Origin of the sequence: Pasteurella bettyae CCUG 2042, from assembly GCF_000262245.1 — a bacterium.
In the GTDB taxonomy this organism is placed as follows: domain Bacteria; phylum Pseudomonadota; class Gammaproteobacteria; order Enterobacterales; family Pasteurellaceae; genus Basfia; species Basfia bettyae.
The window spans coordinates 138,671-158,063 of sequence record NZ_AJSX01000047.1; the positions used below are offsets into that span (position 1 = coordinate 138,671).

The window sequence follows — 19,393 nt, forward strand, 5'->3', positions numbered from 1 at the left end:
AAAATACAAAATTTGATTAACCTTTTTCTTCTACAGAAAAAGACAAAACTTATTCAGTTTAGCTTGATTTATAACCAATATATTTTACCAAATGGATAGTTTGCACTCATTACAACAGCAGTTAATGCAGCAAATTGATGCGCATCAACCTTTAGATCTTAAGCAGGATGTCGTCGTTTTTACTGCCCAAGTTAAGGCTGAATTAAATCTCTTAGCATGGTTAAAAGCACAATCAGATTATCCACAGTTTTATTTAAATTCTCGAGTTGATTCACTTTCTGATAATCAACATTGTCTTGCCGCGGTAGGTAAAGTGCGGTCATTTTCTGATATAAATTCTGCTCAGGCATTTATTCACAATCACGCTCTTATCCTTGTTGGTGGCATCACTTTCAATGGGCAAAGTGATTTCTATGTACCTCGTATTTTATTGCAACAAAAAGATCATCAACTGATTGCGAGTTTATGTATTGATAATCGTCTAAACTGGCATAATGAAAAACAAAGTGCGGTAAAATGCTTAGAAATTTTTGCTAAAAATACCGCACTTTTACCCCTTCGCCAATCTGTGAAATTGGTTAGTCAGCGAGCTAATCAACAACAATGGTGTGAATGGGTTGAACAGGCACTGGCTGAAATTCAGAAAGGTACCTTTAATAAAGCTGTATTAGCTAATGAAAGCCTATTTGAAAGTGAAGATGTGATTGATGCTATTGATTTATTAGCAGAAAGTGAATCGAAAAATACAGGCTGTTACCATTTCTTATTCGCTGAACAAGCCAATTCAGTATTTATTGGTTCATCACCAGAGCGTTTATATTTACGTGATGGGTGCGATTTAAAAACTGAGGCTTTAGCGGGAACTGCCAGTATGACTGAAAATGCTGAACAGAATCAGAAATTTGGCGAATGGTTATTAAACGATAAGAAAAATGAATATGAAAATCGCCTCGTGGTAGATGATATTTGTGGTAATATTCAGGCATTCACAACACAAATTGAAGTACAACCTATTGAATTAAAACGTCTTCGTGTGGTACAACATCTACGTAGAAAAATTTTTGCAAAATTAACCGCACTTAATGGAGATGAAGTTTGTTTAAAAGCAATCCATCCTACTGCGGCAGTGGCTGGTTTGCCAAAGCAAGCTGCATTGGCATTTTTAAAACAAATAGAAATTTTTGATCGTAGTTGGTATGCTGGCACATTAGGTTTTATGAGCCAGGTGAAATCAGAATTTTGTGTGACGTTACGTTCTGCATTTGTTGAACAAAATCGAATTCGTATTTTTGCAGGCGCAGGGATTGTCGCCGGATCTATCCCGTTATTAGAATGGCAAGAAATTGAAAGAAAAGCATCAGGGTTATTATCTTTATTACAGAGCAGTGGAGAATAAATATGTCAGTCAGTACATTTAATCGTTGTTGGTCAAAAGTGATTCTTGAGACTTTAACACGTCATGGAGTGAAACACATTTGTATTGCTCCAGGTTCTCGCTCAACGCCTTTAACATTAGAAGCAAATCGTTTGCAAGATCAGCATCGTATCAATATTCACACACATTGGGATGAACGTGGACTGGGTTTTTTTGCTTTAGGTCTAGCAAAATCCTCGAAAATGCCAGTGGCTGTAATTGTGACTTCAGGAACTGCCGCTGCTAATCTTTATCCTGCCATTGTGGAGGCTCGTCAGACAGGAATTAATTTAATTGTTCTGACTGCAGATCGTCCAGATGAACTCATTGAATGTGGTGCAAACCAAGCTATTCTTCAAGAGAATATGTTTGCCAATTATCCCGTAGCCAGCGTAAATTTACCCCGTCCTAGCCAGGATTATGTTGTCACTTGGTTAATTTCAACTTTAGATCATGCTTGCCATCAACAGAAACAACAAGCTGGTGTCGTGCATATTAATGTGCCATTCGCAGAACCATTATATGATGCCAATGAAGATGAAATTGATAGTCATCCATGGTTAGCACCAGTACAACGTTGGCTTACTCATAATAAACCTTGGGCAGAGCATCAAAGTTTACAAGAAGAAGTAGTAATGCATGAGCATTGGGATTATTGGCGTACCAAACGAGGTGTCATTGTTGTAGGACGTTTAACTCCTGAACAAGGTATGGGTATCACCACTTGGGCAAATACCATGGGTTGGGTTGTGCTAACCGATATTCAATCTGGTGTAGAAGCCAGTTTGCCTTATGCAGATATTTGGTTAGCCAATAAAACCGTACGTGAGAAATTATTACAAGCGGATCTTGTCTTGCAACTTGGACATGGTTTTATCAGTAAACGCATTAATCAATTTTTAGCTGATTTTGATGGAGAATATTGGATTGTAGATGAAAGCGTACAACGGGTTGATCCTTACCATCATATTCATACTCGTTTTACAGCAAAAGTGCATCATTGGTTGCGTTCTCATCCGCCATTACGTCAAAAACCTTGGTTGCTAGAGCCTCTAGCATTATCAAAATTCTGTGCAAGTTTTATTGAACAGCAAGTTGGAGGCAATTTAAATGAGGCCTCATTAGCACATCATATTGCACGAATTTTGCCTAATAATGGTGTATTGTTTTTAGGAAATAGTTTATTTGTTCGTTTAGCAGATGCTTTAGCCAAATTACCTGAGGGCTATCCTGTGGTAACAAACCGTGGTGCCAGTGGCATTGATGGTTTATTAGCAACAGCCGCAGGTGTAGGTATTGGTTCAAATCAGCCAGTCGTTGCGATGATTGGTGATGTATCCGCATTATATGATTTGAATTCCTTTGCATTATTTAAGAATGTCACACAACCCACCATTATTTTCTTAATTAATAATAATGGCGGGGCGATCTTTGATATGTTGCCTGTAGATGCTTCAGTGAAAAGTGATTTATATCGTATGCCACATCATACGGAATTTTCTCAAGCCGCTTCTATGTTTGATTTAAAATATGCACGTCCATATACTTGGGCTGATTTAAGTTCTGTATTAAAACAAGCATATGCTCGCAAAGAGGCAACAGTAATTGAAATTAAAGTTGGTCCAACAGACGGTAGTAATATTTATAAACGTCTTATTGAACAAATTAGTTATGCGGTTATTGGTGCATAATACTTCAATTAATAAAAAGAAACCTTGATGGCTGATCAAGGTTTTTTTATAGATGGAATTTGAAACAATGATGAATATGGTTTTTCTCCATGGTTTACTGGGTACACCGGAAGATTGGTCAAAAATTTCTGAATTGCTACCGCACTTTCATTGTATTACTTTAGATTTACCTTTCCATGGAAGTGCTAAATTGACAGAAGTGAAGAGCTTTGATGATACTGCGAGTTATCTTTCTAAACAGATCAAAATTGCAGTAGGTCATCAACCTTATATGATTGTTGGTTATTCATTAGGCGGACGAATTGCCCTCTATTATGCTTTACAAGCGCAATGTGCTAAGGGAAACTTGCAAGGGCTCATTTTAGAAGGGGTAAATCTCGGTTTAACGGATGATAATGCACGCAAAGTGCGGTGGAAAAATGATAAATTTTGGGCACAACGTTTTATGGATGATCCCATAGAAAATGTACTCAATGATTGGTATCAACAGCCTGTTTTTGCACATTTAACTGAAATGCAACGTACCGCTTTAATTGCAAAACGTGCTGCCAACTGCGGTAAAAATATTGGTAAAATGTTGCAAGCGACATCTTTAGCAAAACAACCTTATTTAGGTGATAAGCTGCGAGAATGTGAGCTACCTGTTTATTATTTAGTTGGTGAAAAAGATCGTAAGTTCAGGGAACTGGCACGACAAGAGAAATTAAATATGATTGTGATTAATCAAGCAGGTCATAATGCTCATCTCGAAAATCCACAGGAATATGCAAAGGTGATTGCACAATTAATCAGTTAATATTGGCTATAAAGGCGGAATTTCCGCCTTTATTATTAAGCTTCTAATTTTTTATGAGTGAAGCCTACATATAAACAGAAAAGAAAACCTGTAATCAGAGCAGGAATAGTAAAGGCACCAATACCAGACCCTGAAGCTGCAAAGCCAAAGTTATGTGCTGTAGCAGCGCCTAATAACATACCTAATACAAACAAGGCAGAGTCATTATCTCCTTCTCCTAAATGTACTAATTGCTTACCAGGGCAGCCACCACCTAATGAAAAACATAAACCGCATAGCAACATGCCAAAGAAACTCCATAGATGCTGCGTATGAGTGATAGGTTGATTTTCCATACCTAAGTGAAATTGGCCTAATGCAATATTGGTAATAAAGGCAAAAATAATTAAGGAAATGACACCATTTAATAAATGAGTATCTCTAAATAAAACAAAATTACGGAATGCGCCAATAGTACAAAAATGGGATTTTTGCATTAATACTCCGAGAATTATCCCTGCACCTAAAGAGAGCCAGAGATTGGCATGTTGTGAGGCAGGACCTTTAGATGAGAAAAAAATTCCTAGGTTTTCTCCAAAGCTAAATTGAGTTGAGACTAAAAATAACAATAATAAAACAAAGAAAATTGGAATGAGTCCCGTTGCTTTATGTTGTTGTTCTGACCGACCTAGTGAGAATCCTCTTTTTACAAAGAAAATACCCCCTAAGACCCCGACAAATAAACCAATAATTCCAGCGATTGCAGTTAAATCGCCACCACCTAAACGTAAATAAGCACGCCATGGGCAACCTAAGAAGGTTAAGGCACCAATCATCGCAAAGAAACCAAGCACAATACGTGTGATGGGGGAGGAACCGCCTTGTGGACGATATTCTTTAGATAATAAAGCGCTTGCTAAAGCACCAAGCACTAAGCCAATTAATTCAGGACGAATATATTGAAGTGGAGCGGCTCGATGCAGACCTAGTCCGCCTGCAGTATCTCGAATGAAACAAGCAGCACAGAATCCCATATTGCCAGGATTGCCATAATAGGTTAGAAGTGGAGCAATGATACCAAGTGCAGCACCTGCAACCACAGGCCAAGTAATTAATTTCATAATAAGACCTTTGTGATATCAGTAAGTTATAGAATTGAATTGTGATGATTATTCGAAAATAATCACACATATTATAAAACTTAGTAATTTTTGTTCATTTAAATTATTTATAATTTGTGATCAATATTGGATTTTTTATGAATTTCCTAAATATTTCCGCTATAATGACCGCACTTTTTATTAACTTATAGACAGGGACTCATAATGTTATACCCAAGCGAAGAATTTCTTTATGCACCAGTTGAATGGGTTGACCATAGCGAAGGTTATACCGATATTCGTTATCATAAATCAAAAGATGGTATTGCAAAAATTACTATTAACCGTCCAGAAGTACGTAATGCTTTCCGTCCACAAACAGTAAAAGAAATGATCCACGCATTTTCAGATGCTCGTTTTGATGAAAAAATTGGTGTTATCGTATTAACCGGCGAAGGTGAATATGCATTTTGTGCTGGTGGTGACCAAAAAATTCGTGGTGACTACGGTGGTTATAAGGATGAAAGTGGTGTCCATCATTTAAATGTATTAGACTTCCAACGTGATATCCGTACTTGTCCAAAACCCGTTGTGGCAATGGTTGCTGGTTATGCTGTAGGCGGTGGACATGTGTTGCATATGATATGTGACTTAACTATCGCAGCGGATAACGCAAAATTTGGTCAAACAGGACCTAAAGTTGGTTCATTTGATGGTGGCTGGGGTGCAAGTTACATGGCACGTATTGTCGGTCAGAAAAAAGCACGTGAAATTTGGTTCTTATGCCGTATGTATGATGCTCAAGAAGCATTAGATATGGGCTTAGTCAATACCGTTGTGCCTTATGCAGATCTTGAAAAAGAAACTGTACGTTGGTGTCGTGAAATGTTACAAAACAGTCCAATCGCATTGCGTTGCTTAAAAGCTGCATTAAATGCGGATTGTGATGGTCAAGCAGGTCTTCAAGAATTAGCAGGTAACGCAACCATGTTGTTCTATATGACAGAAGAAGGTCAAGAAGGTCGTAATGCGTTTAATCAAAAACGTGAGCCAGATTTTAGTAAATTCAAACGCAACCCTTAATCAGTTCTAATCTAAGTGCGGTAGATTTTTAAGAAATTTTGACCGCACTTTTCCTATTTATCTTTAGGAGTCGTGATGACAAGTCGAGAATATCATTTATATAAATACTCAATTCCTGTAGATAGCAAATTGATTTTACGTAATCGTTTTTTAAAACAACGTGAAGGCTTATTAGTACAAATTAAATGTAAAGACAATGAAGGTTGGGGGGAAATAGCTCCTTTACCTGAATATAGTGAAGAAACCTTAGAACAAGCACAAACACAGACTATTCAGTGGTTAAAAGATTGGAATGCAGCTCGTAGTCGTGATGAAAAACTTTCCTTTGAGGGCTTGTATCCTTCGGTTGCATTTGGTTTAAGCTGTGCGTTAGCAGAGATGAAAGGTCGTATAAATGAAGCAGGCAATTATCAGGCTGCACCTTTATGTTATGGTGATCCTGATGAATTATATGAGCCTTTAGATAATATGAAAGGTCAGAAAGTTGCAAAGATAAAAGTGGGAATGTATGAAGCAAATCGAGATGGTTTAATTGCCGATATGTTACTTGAAGCAATTCCCGATCTTTATCTGCGTCTAGATGCTAATCGTAGCTGGACACCTACAAAAGCACAAATGTTTGCTAAATATGTCAAACCAGAACATCGAGCCCGTATTCAATTTTTAGAAGAACCTTGCAAAACCCGTGATGAAAGTCGTCAATTTGCTGCGGAAACAGGTATCGCAATTGCTTGGGATGAATCTGTCCGTGAGCCAGGTTTTGAGGTGGTAGCGGAACCTAATGTGAGTGCCATTGTGATTAAGCCTACATTAGTAGGCTCATTAGAATATTGCGTTTCCTTAATTGAAAAAGCACATAACTTGGGTATGCAAGCGGTAATTAGTTCGTCAATAGAAAGTAGTTTTGGTTTATCGCAATTGGCACGTATTGCTCAACAATATACGCCAGATACTACACCAGGTCTGGATACCTTAGATTTAATGGAATACCAAGTAGTAAGAGCTTGGCCAAATTCTGCTTTGCCGTTAATTGATTTTAATTCTGAATTTATTACGGAAATAAAAGTTTAATTAAACTCAAACTGCAATATATATTGATTATTTTCTTTAATTTATTTAGAAATTAGTAAAGGTTTGACCACATAGGCACTGCAAATTATCAAAAAAACGTTATAATGCATCGCCTTTAATTAAAAAAGGAATAAATATGTCGCAAACTTCTCGAATTTTGCTGTTAAATGGTCCTAACTTAAATATGTTAGGGGTGAGAGAGCCAACACATTATGGTTCATTATCATTAGCCGCAATTGAAGCTAAAGTCCGAGTTTTAGCAGAAAAATATCAAGTTTCAGTAGAATGTTTTCAAACGAATAGTGAAGAAAAGTTAATTAATAAAATCCATGAAAGTTTTAAACAAGTCGATTTTATTATTATTAACCCAGCGGCATTTACGCATACTAGTGTAGCATTAAGAGACGCATTATTGGCAATATCTATTCCTTTTGTAGAAGTTCACTTATCTAATATTCATAAACGTGAACCTTTTCGCCATCATTCTTATTTAAGTGATGTTGCAGAAGGCGTTATTTGTGGATTAGGAGCAAAAGGTTATGAATGTGCTTTTGAATTTGCAATAGAATATTTAGCAAAATAAGCATAATTTCACGTATAATCGCAGAAATTTATCGCAAAATGGTTAGATTTCAGGTACTCTTTCATAGAGTGATTATTTTACACAACTGCATTTGAGAAGATGATTCTAGGTGTGGCTGTTATTTTATTTTATTAACACACGGATCAAATATTATGGCAATGGATATTCGTAAAATCAAAAAGCTTATTGAGTTAGTTGAAGAATCAGGCATTATGGAATTAGAAATCTCTGAAGGAGAAGAATCAGTTCGTATTAGCCGTGGTTCAGCACCAAGTTCAGTGCAATATACTTTACCTGCGACAACACCAGCTCCAGTTGTTGCCCCTGTTGCTCAAGCTCCAGTGATGGCAGTTGTTGCACCAACAGTTGCAGAAGAGTTATCAGGTCATGTGATTCGTTCACCAATGGTAGGAACTTTCTATCGTAGCCCAAGTCCTGAAGCAAAAGTGTTTGTGGAAGTTGGTCAGGCTGTGAAAGTTGGCGATGCATTATGCATTGTCGAAGCAATGAAAATGATGAATCGAATTGAGGCTGATAAAGCGGGTATAGTTAAAACCATTCTTGTTAATGACGGTGATGCTGTTGAGTTTGATGAACCGTTAATTATTATCGAATAGTTTAAAGGTGGGCTAATTAGCCCACTCAATTTATATTTTTATGATGGGTTTCCATCATACCAATTAAAAACGGAATTCTTATGTTAGAAAAAGTTGTAATTGCCAATCGCGGTGAAATCGCATTACGTATTCTACGCGCTTGTAAAGAACTAGGCATTAAAACTGTTGCTGTTCACTCAACGGCTGACCGAGATCTTAAACATGTATTATTAGCAGATGAAACAGTCTGTATTGGGCCAGCACCTTCAACAAAAAGTTATCTAAATGTGCCTGCTATTATTGCAGCAGCAGAAGTGACTGGTGCAGATGCCGTTCATCCTGGGTATGGATTTTTGTCTGAAAATGCTGATTTTGCAGAACAGGTTGAACGTTCAGGTTTTATTTTTATTGGTCCTACTGCAGATGTTATCCGTTTAATGGGAGATAAAGTTTCTGCGATTAATGCCATGAAGAAAGCTGGTGTACCTTGTGTACCAGGTTCTGATGGTCCATTAAGTAGCGATATGGTGAAAAATAAACAAATTGCTAACCGTATCGGTTATCCAGTGATTATTAAAGCTTCGGGTGGCGGTGGCGGCCGTGGTATGCGTGTTGTGCGTAGTGATGAGGCTCTTGAAGAATCTATTGCTATGACCAAAGCAGAAGCTAAAGCTGCATTTAATAATGATATGGTTTATATGGAAAAGTATTTAGAAAATCCTCGCCATGTAGAAATTCAAGTAATTGCAGATACTCACGGACATGCGGTTTATCTTGCAGAACGAGATTGTTCAATGCAACGTCGTCATCAAAAAGTATTAGAAGAAGCACCCGCTCCAGGCATTACTGAAGAAATTCGTCGTGATATTGGTTCTCGCTGTGCTAAAGCTTGTATCGAAATTGGTTATCGTGGAGCGGGTACATTCGAATTTTTATATGAAGATGGTAAATTCTACTTCATTGAAATGAATACTCGTGTACAAGTAGAGCATCCTGTTACAGAAATGATTACAGGAGTAGATATTGTCAAAGAACAATTACGTATTGCCGCAGGTTTACCACTTTCTGTGACACAAAATGATATTAAAGTGCATGGACATGCTATTGAGTGCCGTATTAATGCGGAAGATCCTAAAACCTTTTTACCTTCACCTGGCAAAATCGTACATTTACATTCACCAGGTGGTTTAGGGGTACGTTGGGATTCTCATGTGTATGCTGGATATAGTGTGCCACCACATTATGATTCCATGATTGCTAAACTTATTGTCCATGCAGATAGCCGTGAAGGTGCTATTCGTCGCATGCAAAATGCTTTATCTGAAACTATCATTGATGGTATTAAAACCAATATTCCACTACAGCATTTAATTTTAGATGATGAAAATTTCCAAAAAGGTGGTACGAATATTCATTATCTTGAGAAAAAATTAGGTATGGCTGAATAAATAAAAAGTGGATTTTATATCCACTTTTTTTACAATTATCCTTTCTCCATTATTCTATTAATTTTATTGATTTTATGTAAGGATCATAATGAATATTCAACAACGTTATCGACAAGCAGCGAAAGAAGCTCGCTGGGCGTTAGCGCTCACAATTTTATATGTGATAGGTTGGTGTCTATGTGCCTATTTGCCTAAAGGTACAATGGGCCCTATTGGCTTTCCATTATGGTTTGAACTATCTTGTATTTATTTACCAATTCTGTTTTTGATTATTGCTTATTGGGTAGTTCAGATTGTTTATCAAGAGATTGATTTAGAAACTAACAGCTCGTTGGAAGATAAAAATAAAGGGGAAATACCAAGATGAATCTAGGAATTGTTTTACCTCTTGTTATTTATCTCGCATTTGTTTTCGGTGCTGCAATTTATGCTTATGTAAAACGTCAGCGGGGGGATTTTCTTACAGAATATTATGTGGGTAATCGTTCGATGACAGGTTTTGTTTTAGCGATGACAACCGCTTCAACTTATGCTAGTGCAAGTTCTTTTGTTGGAGGTCCAGGGGCAGCTTATAAATATGGTTTAGGCTGGGTATTGTTATCCATGATTCAAGTACCTGCTGTTTGGCTAGCATTAGGAGCATTAGGTAAAAAGTTTGCCATGTTATCTCGAGAAACTAATGCACTAACGATTAATGATTTATTACTCTATCGTTACAAAAATAAATATTTAGTATGGATTTCAAGTATTTCCTTATTAATCGCATTCTTTGCTGCCATGACTACCCAATTTATAGGTGGTGGGCGTTTATTAGAAACCACTATTGGTATTGATTATACGCAGTCGTTACTGATTTTCGCAATTACCGTTGGGCTTTATACATTTATTGGCGGTTTTCGTGCCGTTGTATTGACAGATACTATTCAAGGAACGGTCATGATCCTTGGTACTATTATTTTGCTTGTTGCAGTTATTTATGCTGCGGGGGGAACAGAGTTAGCGATTGCAAAATTGACCGAAATTGACCCGCACTTAGTCTCTCCTTACGGTCCAAATGATATGTTAGATTTTCAATTTATGACATCATTTTGGGTATTAGTCTGTTTTGGTGTAGTCGGTTTACCACATACCGCAGTACGTTGTATGGCTTTTAAAGATAGTAAGGCTTTGCATAATGGTATGCTTATCGGTACGGTAATCCTTTCTATTATTATGTTTGGCATGCATTTATCAGGTGCTTTAGGTCGAGCGGTTATTTCCGATTTGACGATTCCAGATCAAGTCATTCCAACACTGATGATAAAAGTCTTACCTCCCATTGTGGCAGGAATCTTTTTAGCAGCTCCAATGTCTGCAATTATGTCAACTATTGATGCTCAATTAATTCAATCATCAGCTATTTTTGTAAAAGATATTTTTCTTGCAGCTAAACCAGAAAAAGCACAGAATCAGCGCTTGATCACTTATATTTCTTCAGCGATTACCTTGGTTCTTACAATAGTTTTAGTATTTTTAGCACTTAATCCCCCAGATATGATCATTTGGTTAAATTTATTTGCTTTTGGTGGGCTAGAGGCAACTTTCTTGTGGGTGATTGTATTAGGGATCTATTGGGAAAAAGCTAATGCCTATGGTGCGATAGCTTCTATGCTTATCGGATTAGGCAGTTATATTTATTTAACTATTAGTAAAATTAAATTATTTGATTTTCATGCAATTGTACCTGCCTTAATATTAGGATTAGTCGCTTTTTTAATAGCGAATAAAATAGGTGAAAAAAAAGATTAAATCTCATTTAAATTTGAGTAAATGGTTGAGAAGTTATTAATACCATTATTTTATAACAAGTAAGGAAAGAATATGGCTTGGGTACAAATTCGTTTAAACAGTACAAATGAAAAAGCAGAAGTAATTAGTGATTATTTAGAAGAAGTTGGTTCTGTCTCTGTTACATTTATGGATAGTCAGGATACACCAATTTTTGAACCTTTACCTGGTGAAACCCGTTTATGGGGTAATACAGATGTAATTGCTTTATTTGATGCAGAAACAGATATGCAGCAAATTGTTCGTTTATTACAACAAGCAGGACATTTAACCGATGATACTGCTTATAAAATTGAACAAATTGAAGATAAGGATTGGGAGCGTGAATGGATGGATAATTTCCATCCGATGCAATTTGGTAAACGTTTATGGATTTGCCCTAGCTGGCGTGAAGTACCAGATGAAAATGCAGTTAATGTAATGTTAGATCCTGGTTTAGCCTTTGGTACAGGAACGCATCCAACTACAGCTCTTTGTTTAGAATGGTTAGATAGTTTAGATTTAGCGGGTAAGACTATTATAGATTTTGGTTGTGGCTCAGGGATTTTAGCTATTGCAGCTTTAAAATTAGGCGCTAAAGAAGCAATTGGCATTGATATTGATCCGCAAGCAATTTTAGCTAGTCGTAATAATGCAGAACAAAATGGTGTAGCTGATCGATTAAAATTGTATTTATCAGATGATAAACCTACAGATATGAAAGCAGATGTTGTTGTCGCTAATATTCTTGCTGGTCCATTAAGAGAGCTTTACCCAATCATAAGCCAATTAGTTAAAAAGAATGGTGTATTAGGTTTATCAGGTATCTTAGCTACACAGGCAAAATCAGTTTTAGAGGCGTATAGTGCCAGTTTTGAATTAGATCCAATTCAAGAACGTGAAGAATGGTGTCGCATTACAGGAAAAACTAAATAATTTCAATCCCTATTCAGTAAATTTTTTATAAATTTGTATAAAAAATATGCTTTTCAAATGCATCAAAAATGCGTATCATAGCACCCCTTGTCGGATATACTGGTGAGTGGGTGTTATCTACTTTTGAAGAGGAAATAGAAAGGTGCGAATTGGACCTTATCAACTCAGGAATCGCATTTTACTTGCACCTATGGCTGGTATTACCGATCAACCTTTTCGAAAACTTTGTGCCACTTATGGTGCAGGCTTAACGTTTTCGGAAATGATGTCAACTAATCCGCAAGTTTGGCATACAGAAAAATCGCGTTTGCGTTTGGCTCATCATCAAGATGCAGGAATAAACGCTGTGCAAATAGCTGGTTCTGATCCAGATGAAATGGCAAAAGCTGCTCAAGTCAATATGGATTATGGTGCTGAAATTATTGATATTAATATGGGTTGTCCTGCTAAAAAAGTGAATCGAAAAATGGCAGGTTCAGCATTATTACAATATCCTGATTTAGTCCGCCAAATTCTTGAGTCAGTAGTAAATGCGGTTGATGTGCCTGTAACATTAAAAATTAGAACAGGCTGGGATCTTGAACATCAAAATTGTGTAGAAATCGCAAAAATTGCAGAACAAAGTGGTATTCAAGCATTAACCATTCATGGGCGAACTCGTGAATGTTTATTTGAGGGGAATGCTGAGTATGACAATATAAAAGCGGTTAAACAGCAAGTTTCAATTCCTGTTATCGCAAATGGCGATATAACATCAGCGGAGAAGGCTAAGTCTGTACTGGCTTATACAGGTGCAGATGGTGTCATGATCGGACGTGGTGCATTAGGCAATCCTTGGTTATTTAGATCAATAGAGAGCTTAGTAGAACACGATTCGATAATTTTTGAGCCAAGTTTAGATGAAAAGTGCGGTGTTATTTTGCAGCATATTCAGGATCTTCATAAATTTTATGGTGAAGAAAAAGGGTATCGCATAGCACGCAAACATGTAGCTTGGTATTTGCAAGGAATTCAACCTAATTCCGATTTTAAACAGACTTTTAATGCAATAACCGTCCCTAAAGAACAGTTATTGGCTTTAGAAGAGTTTTTCAATTTAATCGTAATGGATAAACAACAATGTTAGAACAACAACGTAGTCCTTCTGATGCATTAACCGTATCAGTTTTAAATTCACAATCTCAAGTAACTAATAAACCTCTTCGTGATTCAGTAAAACAAGCGTTAAGAAATTATTTATCACAATTAGATGGTCAAGACGTAAATGATCTTTACGAACTAGTATTAGCTGAAGTTGAACATCCAATGTTAGATATGGTAATGCAATATACTCGCGGTAATCAGACTCGTGCAGCAACAATGTTAGGTATTAACCGTGGCACATTACGTAAAAAATTAAAAAAATACGGTATGGGTTAGTTTTTAACTTAGTTAATTAAATAAAAAGCCTCTTATGATTAGATCATTAAGAGGCTTTTTATTGGTTATCATTTACTACGATATATTAATATTGCTCTATCATCAAAAGTATAATTTCCCTTTGTTATACCTTTAGTAGAAGGATTTTTTATTCTTAATGGATCTTCTGATAACTCTTGTTTTAATGTGTTTTCATATGCATCAATAGTGATATCTTTCGGATAGGTTTCATATCCGTCAGATGATAATTCAATAACTTTTGGTGTCTTATCAAATTTCCATACTTTTAATTCAGATATCGGAATATCAAATCCATCTATTTCCCAATATTGGAAAGCTTTAGGAGCATTAGGATTATTCTGGAATTCTGATTGGCGAGTTAATAATGGCATAATGTAAAAACGACCAATGTCATTTTCTTCAATTTGCTCATTGGTTAGTTTAAGATCTTTTAAGATTTTTACGCGTAAAGTACTATTTAATTCATCAACATATTTGACTTCATTATTATATTTCACGTTATCAATACGCGCTTTTGAATCCCCAATCGCGATTAATTCATTTTTTGTAAAATCATACCATATTAATGTTGCAGTTGGACGTAAATGAGGGGTATTTTTGAAATCAATATCTGGGTACTTAGCATAAAAATTTTTAAATTTTTCATTGATTAATGTAATAATTTTTTCTTTATCTGTCCCAGCTGGTAAAGATTGGAATACTTCTTGAATAATATCTCGGCTGACTCTTCCCCCTTTTTTACCGTCATATTTTTTGCCTGATTTGTCGGTAGCACCATCAAATACTGCAAGATAATAATCATTAAAAAATAATCCATCTTCACACATGGTATTATTTTTTTCTCCAATACCACCTTTTCCTTGAATAAAGTATTCAATGTTACCCTTTGATAAAGATTTCGTTACTATTTTATCATAAGTTAAATTATCAATAGCAAATGATGATGTGGATATAATGGAAAGTAATGAAAGGCGAAAAAGTAATTTTTTCATAGGTATGCTCCTTACTTAAGTAATATAAATAATTTTAACGAAACAGCTACTATATAATAAAAAGGTATTAGATTTTCTCTAATACCTGAGAGATTATTTTTCAAAAAAAACTTTTTTTAGTCCTAATTCTAAACCTCGAAATTCAGCTAAACCTTTTAAGCGTCCAATGGCTGAATAACCAGGGTTGGTTTTTTTCTTTAGGTCATCTAACATTTGATGTCCATGGTCAGGACGCATTGGAATTAATCGAGTCTCGCCATTATTAAGACGACGATATTCTTCGGTTAATAATGCTTTAATTACATTAAACATATCTACATCTCCGCCAAGGTGATCTGCTTCATGGAAACTTAACGGATTTTCTTCACGTTCTGTTGCGCGTAAATGAGCAAAATAGATACGGTCTCCAAATCGTTTAGTCATTTCAACAAGATCATTATCAGCACGAACACCATAAGAACCAGTACACATAGTGAACCCATTTGCTGGTGATGATTGTGTATCTACATACCACTGCATATCTTCAATAGTGGAGACGATACGTGGTAAACCCAAAATCGGACGAGGAGGATCATCTGGATGCACAGCCATTTTAATGCCAACTTCTTCAGCTATTGGAATAACTTCATTTAGGAAGTGAGCTAAATGGGTACGAAATTTTTCAGGAGAAATATTTTTATAGCGATCTAATTGATATTGGAATTCTTCCAGAGTATAACCTTCTTCAGCACCAGGTAAACCAGCAATAATATTGCTTGTTAGTTTTTGGATATCAGATTTAGTCATATTGTCGAAATAGATTTTAGCAGCTGTTTTTTCTTCCTCTGCATAGATCTTTTCTGCACCTGGGCGTTTTAGAATATGTAATTCAAATGCAGCAAATGCAATTTGATCAAAACGCAATGCTTTTGAACCATTAGGTAATTCATAAGCTAAATCAGTACGTGTCCAATCTAGAACAGGCATAAAGTTATAACATACAGTATCAATACCACATTGTGCTAAATTGCGTAATGTTTGTTTATAGTTTTCAATCCAAGTCTTATATTGACCTGTTTGGGTTTTAATGTCCTCATGAACAGGGACACTCTCTACTACAGACCATGTTAGACCAGCAGCTTCAATAATTTCTTTGCGTTTATTGATTTCTTCACTTGACCATATTTGTCCATTCGGAATGTGGTGTAAGGCAGTTACTACACCTGTTGCACCAGCTTGACGAATATCAGATAAAGTAACTGGATCATTAGGTCCATACCAACGCCATGTTTGTTCCATACTCAACTCCTAATTAAGTTTATAAATTGACAACTAATGGACTTACTTTAAATAAATAGCCATCAAAATTCGGGTCATCTAAATCCGATAATTCAAACAGCTTTTGTTTCACGTTTTCCAAATGTTGCCACATCATTTTTCTTGCTAATACAGGATCTTTTCGTTGTATAGCTGCAATAATATTTTCGTGATCTTTTAACCATAGATGACGGTAACTTTGATCTGGAATATGGGCGTGCAACCCTTTCCACATTGGGCTATTTATTCGATATTCCCACAAATCTTTTTGCATGCGGATAATCACTTCGTTTTGTGTAATTTCCGCAATCGTTTTATGAAAATCTTCATCCGCAATGTAATCTTCGTCACCGTGTTCCAAGGTATTTCGTTCACGTTCTAAAATTTCTTTTAACTGTAAAACATCTGCTCGTGTTGCTTGAATTGCTGCAAATTCGGCAATACTACTTTCTAATAATTGTCTAGCTTGCAGCAGCTCAAAGGGACCAACATCGGGTAAGTGTTCAATGCCTTCAGAATTTAATTTTGGTAAATTAATAACATAAACCCCTGAGCCTTTGCGTACCTCAACCAGATTTTCAAGCTCAAGCATAATAATTGCCTCACGAATGACCGTACGGCTTACATTAAAGTAATTAGATAAATCACGCTCTGCTGGTAACTTATCACCGACTTTATAAGCCCCACTTAATAACTCTACTTTTAATTCTTGTCCGATTTTCTTATAAGAACGTAAATCTTCGGGTGTCATAATTTTTTGATAATGCCTCTAATTAAATTTCTGAAATAGGTAATTTATAGCCACTCTCAACAGATTTACCATTTACGATTAACTGGCGTTGTTCTGTATGAGGTAAAGTAAAGACTAACTCTTTATATTGTGGCTCATAATGACCTTTTTTCGTTATATTGATTTCAATCGCTTTGCTTGAGCAATTCAATTCAATGTCTAGGGTTAAATGTTTACCGTTTAAATAATCAAAACTTACACCATCGTCATCAAAGATAGACATATTCGCTTTGCCTTGATCGATAAACGGCATAATGAGTAATTCACGGTAATCATCAGTTAAAGTATTAGAACGTCCTTTTGAACCAAGCGGCATAATCGAGCCTGCTCTTAGGAATAATGGGATACGTTCTAGTGGTGCATCCACCAGGATTTTTTCGCCGCCATAATACCACTGGTGCGTATAAAAATCATACCAACCAGAATAAGTTACACGGTAAATAAATGTCTCGTTTGCGTTGCCCTTCTTCTACCACTGAAGCCACTAATAAATCTTTACCAAACAGATAGTCATCATTTTCAGCAAAGGTGTTTGCATCGTGTTCGTGATCTAAGAAAGTCGGGCGTAGCATTGGCTCTGCTTGCGTGTGTGCCTGCCATAATAAATTGTAGATATACGGCATTAAGCGGTAACGCAACTGAATGGCATCGCGAATAATGTTCGTCACCTCAGGGTACATCCACGGCTCATTCACCGTTTTATCGTCATTCCAAGAGTGAATGGTAAAACGAGGGTGCATTACCCCGTTTTGCACCCAACGTACAAACAATTCAGGTTCAGGCTTATTACCGGAGAAGCCGCCAACATCGTGTCCTACATTGTAAAGTGCCGACAAACTCATTCCTAAGCCCATTTTGATGTTATATTTTAATGTATGCCAGCTGGTACGATTATCCCCCGACCATGTTTGCACATAGCGGTTCATGCCTGCCGAACCGGAACGGGAAATCAAATAAGGGCGGACATTTGGGGCAAATTCTTTTTGAGCCTCAAAAGAGGATTTCATCATCAATAAAGGTTGCAGCGGACGAAGCAATTTAATCGGCAGACCTTTGCCGAAGAAATGGCATTTGGCGTAATCGTCCCACACCTCAAATTCGTTGTTGTCGTTCCAAGTCGAGCCAATGCCCATTTCCATTAGTTGAGATTTCACATTGGATTTCCACCAATCCACGGTTGCAGGGTTAGTAAAGTCTAAATGTGAACCTTCATCGTCCCAAAACATTGAACGTTCTGGATTATCCGATTCGGAATCTTGAATAAATAAGCCTTTTTCTGCCACTTCATTGTAGCGTGGGTGATCCTGCAACAAGCACGGTTTGATATTAGCTGCCAAATTCATGCCCGCATCAAGAAAATATTTACTCATTAATTTCGGCTGAGGCACTTTGTCATAGTTCCAGTTAAACACATAGCGTTTACCGTTAATTGAGGTGTAACCAGAGGAAAGCTGGAACGAATCGCACGGAATATTGTGTTCTCGGCATAAATCGACGAATTTTTTCAGCTGTTCTTGGGCATCCGGAGCATCGGTATAACTCATTGTTGAACCGCTGTAACCCAAACTCCAACGAGGTCCGAAAATCGTACCGCCTGTAAGCTTGGTGTATTTCTTGGTCACATCCACAATTTTCGGGCCGAGAATCATATAGTAATCAAGATCGCCATCTTCCGCTTTGTAGTTACGATAATATGCGTGGTAGTTATCAATTTCGCTGCCAAGTACAAACCAGCACGGCGCTAAATTATCGTAATAAATACCATAGCTCACTTCATCAGCGTGAGTAATATAGAATGGAATATGCTTATAAAGCGGATCCATATACTCTGCGTTATAACCCATCGCATCAATATTTCGCATTTCAAAACGGCGACCGTGACGATTCAAATTCCCTGTTTTTTCACCCAAACCGTAATATTGCTCGTTTACGCTACGATTCAAATAATGGGTTACGTTCGTGTTAGACACACCAAACAAGTAAGCCCCTGTTCTGCGGTCTGAAACAAAGGTTTTCCATTCACCATTTACCTTATGTTGCCATTCCAAATAAAGCGGTTGATGCACAATGAGCTTAATACAAGCGGTCGAAATTTCCAAAGAATTTGCAAATTGCTGAACGTCATAGTGAGGTAGCGAAAATTCTTCAACCGACCATTTATCCCGCCCTTGCCACTCAACATCATCAGCATTCGGGCTAATCGCCCAAGTGGCTGGCACTTTAAATTCATTGTTGCGAGTAAATGCCACACGGAACATATCTTGCTCTAGTACAAAAATATGTAGCCCAATTCCACGTTCACATTGAATATCAATGCGGTTATTTTCATTTCGGCTAAACTGCCAATATTTTAATGTTTTCATCTAATACTT

At 36.8% G+C, this 19,393-nt stretch carries 17 protein-coding genes and 1 pseudogene; 13 read left to right on the forward strand and 5 right to left on the reverse strand.

Annotated elements, in window-relative coordinates; translation table 11 throughout:
* The first annotated feature begins 91 nt into the window (after positions 1–91).
* The 3 genes from HMPREF1052_RS10685 (at position 92) to menH (ending at position 3,901) form a co-directional block, all read left to right on the forward strand.
* Entirely contained in the window at positions 92–1,396 is a 1,305-nt protein-coding gene (locus tag HMPREF1052_RS10685; RefSeq protein WP_005761804.1) for an isochorismate synthase, read from the forward strand.
* A 2-nt stretch (positions 1,397–1,398) separates the two neighbouring features.
* The gene (menD, locus tag HMPREF1052_RS10690) at positions 1,399–3,105 is read left to right on the forward strand and encodes a 2-succinyl-5-enolpyruvyl-6-hydroxy-3-cyclohexene-1-carboxylic-acid synthase (RefSeq protein ID WP_005761781.1); all 1,707 of its coding nucleotides are present in this window, start codon (positions 1,399–1,401) and stop codon (positions 3,103–3,105) included.
* Between the two features lie 67 nt (positions 3,106–3,172).
* A complete protein-coding gene (menH, locus tag HMPREF1052_RS10695; RefSeq protein WP_040596622.1) occupies positions 3,173–3,901 on the forward strand; it encodes a 2-succinyl-6-hydroxy-2,4-cyclohexadiene-1-carboxylate synthase in 729 nt (242 codons plus the stop codon).
* Positions 3,902–3,936: 35 nt separating this feature from the next.
* Here menH and yedE read toward each other — a convergent pair whose 3' ends face one another.
* On the reverse strand, positions 3,937–5,001 hold the full coding sequence (yedE, locus tag HMPREF1052_RS10700; RefSeq protein WP_005761748.1) for a YedE family putative selenium transporter: 1,065 nt from the start codon (positions 4,999–5,001) through the stop codon (positions 3,937–3,939).
* A gap of 204 nt (positions 5,002–5,205) precedes the next feature.
* On the opposite strand from yedE, the gene menB reads away from it, so the two are divergent.
* From menB to fis, 10 genes are all read left to right on the forward strand, one after another.
* Complete coding sequence (gene menB / locus HMPREF1052_RS10705; protein ID WP_005761680.1) at positions 5,206–6,063, forward strand: 1,4-dihydroxy-2-naphthoyl-CoA synthase; 858 nt, start codon at positions 5,206–5,208, stop codon at positions 6,061–6,063.
* A 75-nt stretch (positions 6,064–6,138) separates the two neighbouring features.
* Positions 6,139–7,134, forward strand: a complete 996-nt coding sequence (menC, locus tag HMPREF1052_RS10710) for an o-succinylbenzoate synthase (protein WP_005761767.1) — start codon at positions 6,139–6,141, stop codon at positions 7,132–7,134.
* A 136-nt stretch (positions 7,135–7,270) separates the two neighbouring features.
* On the forward strand, positions 7,271–7,717 hold the full coding sequence (aroQ, locus tag HMPREF1052_RS10715; RefSeq protein WP_005761836.1) for a type II 3-dehydroquinate dehydratase: 447 nt from the start codon (positions 7,271–7,273) through the stop codon (positions 7,715–7,717).
* Between the two features lie 158 nt (positions 7,718–7,875).
* Positions 7,876–8,334: an acetyl-CoA carboxylase biotin carboxyl carrier protein gene (gene accB / locus HMPREF1052_RS10720; RefSeq protein WP_040596624.1), complete on the forward strand. Its 459-nt coding sequence runs from the start codon at positions 7,876–7,878 to the stop codon at positions 8,332–8,334.
* Positions 8,335–8,414: 80 nt separating this feature from the next.
* The gene (accC, locus tag HMPREF1052_RS10725; RefSeq protein ID WP_005761887.1) at positions 8,415–9,761 is read left to right on the forward strand and encodes an acetyl-CoA carboxylase biotin carboxylase subunit; all 1,347 of its coding nucleotides are present in this window, start codon (positions 8,415–8,417) and stop codon (positions 9,759–9,761) included.
* An 88-nt stretch (positions 9,762–9,849) separates the two neighbouring features.
* A complete protein-coding gene (locus tag HMPREF1052_RS10730; RefSeq protein ID WP_005761758.1) occupies positions 9,850–10,128 on the forward strand; it encodes a YhdT family protein in 279 nt (92 codons plus the stop codon).
* Complete coding sequence (panF, locus tag HMPREF1052_RS10735) at positions 10,125–11,549, forward strand: sodium/pantothenate symporter (RefSeq protein WP_005761795.1); 1,425 nt, start codon at positions 10,125–10,127, stop codon at positions 11,547–11,549. The genes HMPREF1052_RS10730 and panF overlap by 4 nt, the downstream gene beginning before the upstream one ends.
* Before the next feature lie 72 nt (positions 11,550–11,621).
* Positions 11,622–12,503, forward strand: a complete 882-nt coding sequence (gene prmA, locus HMPREF1052_RS10740) for a 50S ribosomal protein L11 methyltransferase (RefSeq protein ID WP_005761893.1) — start codon at positions 11,622–11,624, stop codon at positions 12,501–12,503.
* 142 nt (positions 12,504–12,645) lie between these two features.
* Entirely contained in the window at positions 12,646–13,629 is a 984-nt protein-coding gene (dusB, locus tag HMPREF1052_RS10745; RefSeq protein WP_005761701.1) for a tRNA dihydrouridine synthase DusB, read from the forward strand.
* Positions 13,623–13,922, forward strand: coding sequence for a DNA-binding transcriptional regulator Fis (gene fis, locus HMPREF1052_RS10750; RefSeq protein ID WP_005761862.1), 300 nt, complete (start codon positions 13,623–13,625; stop codon positions 13,920–13,922). Before dusB ends, fis begins: the two co-directional genes overlap by 7 nt.
* Before the next feature lie 68 nt (positions 13,923–13,990).
* Here fis and HMPREF1052_RS10755 read toward each other — a convergent pair whose 3' ends face one another.
* The 4 genes and pseudogenes from HMPREF1052_RS10755 to HMPREF1052_RS10770 form a co-directional block, all read right to left on the reverse strand.
* Positions 13,991–14,935 carry a hypothetical protein gene (locus HMPREF1052_RS10755; RefSeq protein WP_005761732.1) on the reverse strand — a complete coding sequence of 315 codons (945 nt, stop codon included), beginning with the start codon at positions 14,933–14,935 and terminating at the stop codon, positions 13,991–13,993.
* A 93-nt stretch (positions 14,936–15,028) separates the two neighbouring features.
* Positions 15,029–16,213: a mannonate dehydratase gene (gene uxuA, locus HMPREF1052_RS10760; protein ID WP_005761743.1), complete on the reverse strand. Its 1,185-nt coding sequence runs from the start codon at positions 16,211–16,213 to the stop codon at positions 15,029–15,031.
* A gap of 19 nt (positions 16,214–16,232) precedes the next feature.
* Positions 16,233–16,982, reverse strand: coding sequence for an FCD domain-containing protein (locus tag HMPREF1052_RS10765; protein ID WP_005761700.1), 750 nt, complete (start codon positions 16,980–16,982; stop codon positions 16,233–16,235).
* A gap of 22 nt (positions 16,983–17,004) precedes the next feature.
* Positions 17,005–19,384 (reverse strand): annotated as a pseudogene (locus HMPREF1052_RS10770) (TIM-barrel domain-containing protein).
* Between the last annotated feature and the right edge of the window lie 9 nt (positions 19,385–19,393).

Excerpts from the sequence above, each read along its gene's own strand:
- uxuA (WP_005761743.1), bottom strand. The coding sequence starts at position 16,213 with ATGGAACAAACATGGCGTTGGTATGGACCTAATGATCCAGTTACTTTA.
- HMPREF1052_RS10730 (WP_005761758.1), top strand. The coding sequence starts at position 9,850 with ATGAATATTCAACAACGTTATCGACAAGCAGCGAAAGAAGCTCGCTGG.
- menH (WP_040596622.1), top strand. The coding sequence starts at position 3,173 with ATGATGAATATGGTTTTTCTCCATGGTTTACTGGGTACACCGGAAGAT.
- accB (WP_040596624.1), top strand. The coding sequence starts at position 7,876 with ATGGATATTCGTAAAATCAAAAAGCTTATTGAGTTAGTTGAAGAATCA.
- yedE (WP_005761748.1), bottom strand. The coding sequence starts at position 5,001 with ATGAAATTAATTACTTGGCCTGTGGTTGCAGGTGCTGCACTTGGTATC.
- HMPREF1052_RS10755 (WP_005761732.1), bottom strand. The coding sequence starts at position 14,935 with ATGAAAAAATTACTTTTTCGCCTTTCATTACTTTCCATTATATCCACA.
- HMPREF1052_RS10685 (WP_005761804.1), top strand. The coding sequence starts at position 92 with ATGGATAGTTTGCACTCATTACAACAGCAGTTAATGCAGCAAATTGAT.
- fis (WP_005761862.1), top strand. The coding sequence starts at position 13,623 with ATGTTAGAACAACAACGTAGTCCTTCTGATGCATTAACCGTATCAGTT.
- accC (WP_005761887.1), top strand. The coding sequence starts at position 8,415 with ATGTTAGAAAAAGTTGTAATTGCCAATCGCGGTGAAATCGCATTACGT.
- menB (WP_005761680.1), top strand. The coding sequence starts at position 5,206 with ATGTTATACCCAAGCGAAGAATTTCTTTATGCACCAGTTGAATGGGTT.
- menC (WP_005761767.1), top strand. The coding sequence starts at position 6,139 with ATGACAAGTCGAGAATATCATTTATATAAATACTCAATTCCTGTAGAT.
- prmA (WP_005761893.1), top strand. The coding sequence starts at position 11,622 with ATGGCTTGGGTACAAATTCGTTTAAACAGTACAAATGAAAAAGCAGAA.
- menD (WP_005761781.1), top strand. The coding sequence starts at position 1,399 with ATGTCAGTCAGTACATTTAATCGTTGTTGGTCAAAAGTGATTCTTGAG.
- aroQ (WP_005761836.1), top strand. The coding sequence starts at position 7,271 with ATGTCGCAAACTTCTCGAATTTTGCTGTTAAATGGTCCTAACTTAAAT.
- panF (WP_005761795.1), top strand. The coding sequence starts at position 10,125 with ATGAATCTAGGAATTGTTTTACCTCTTGTTATTTATCTCGCATTTGTT.
- HMPREF1052_RS10765 (WP_005761700.1), bottom strand. The coding sequence starts at position 16,982 with ATGACACCCGAAGATTTACGTTCTTATAAGAAAATCGGACAAGAATTA.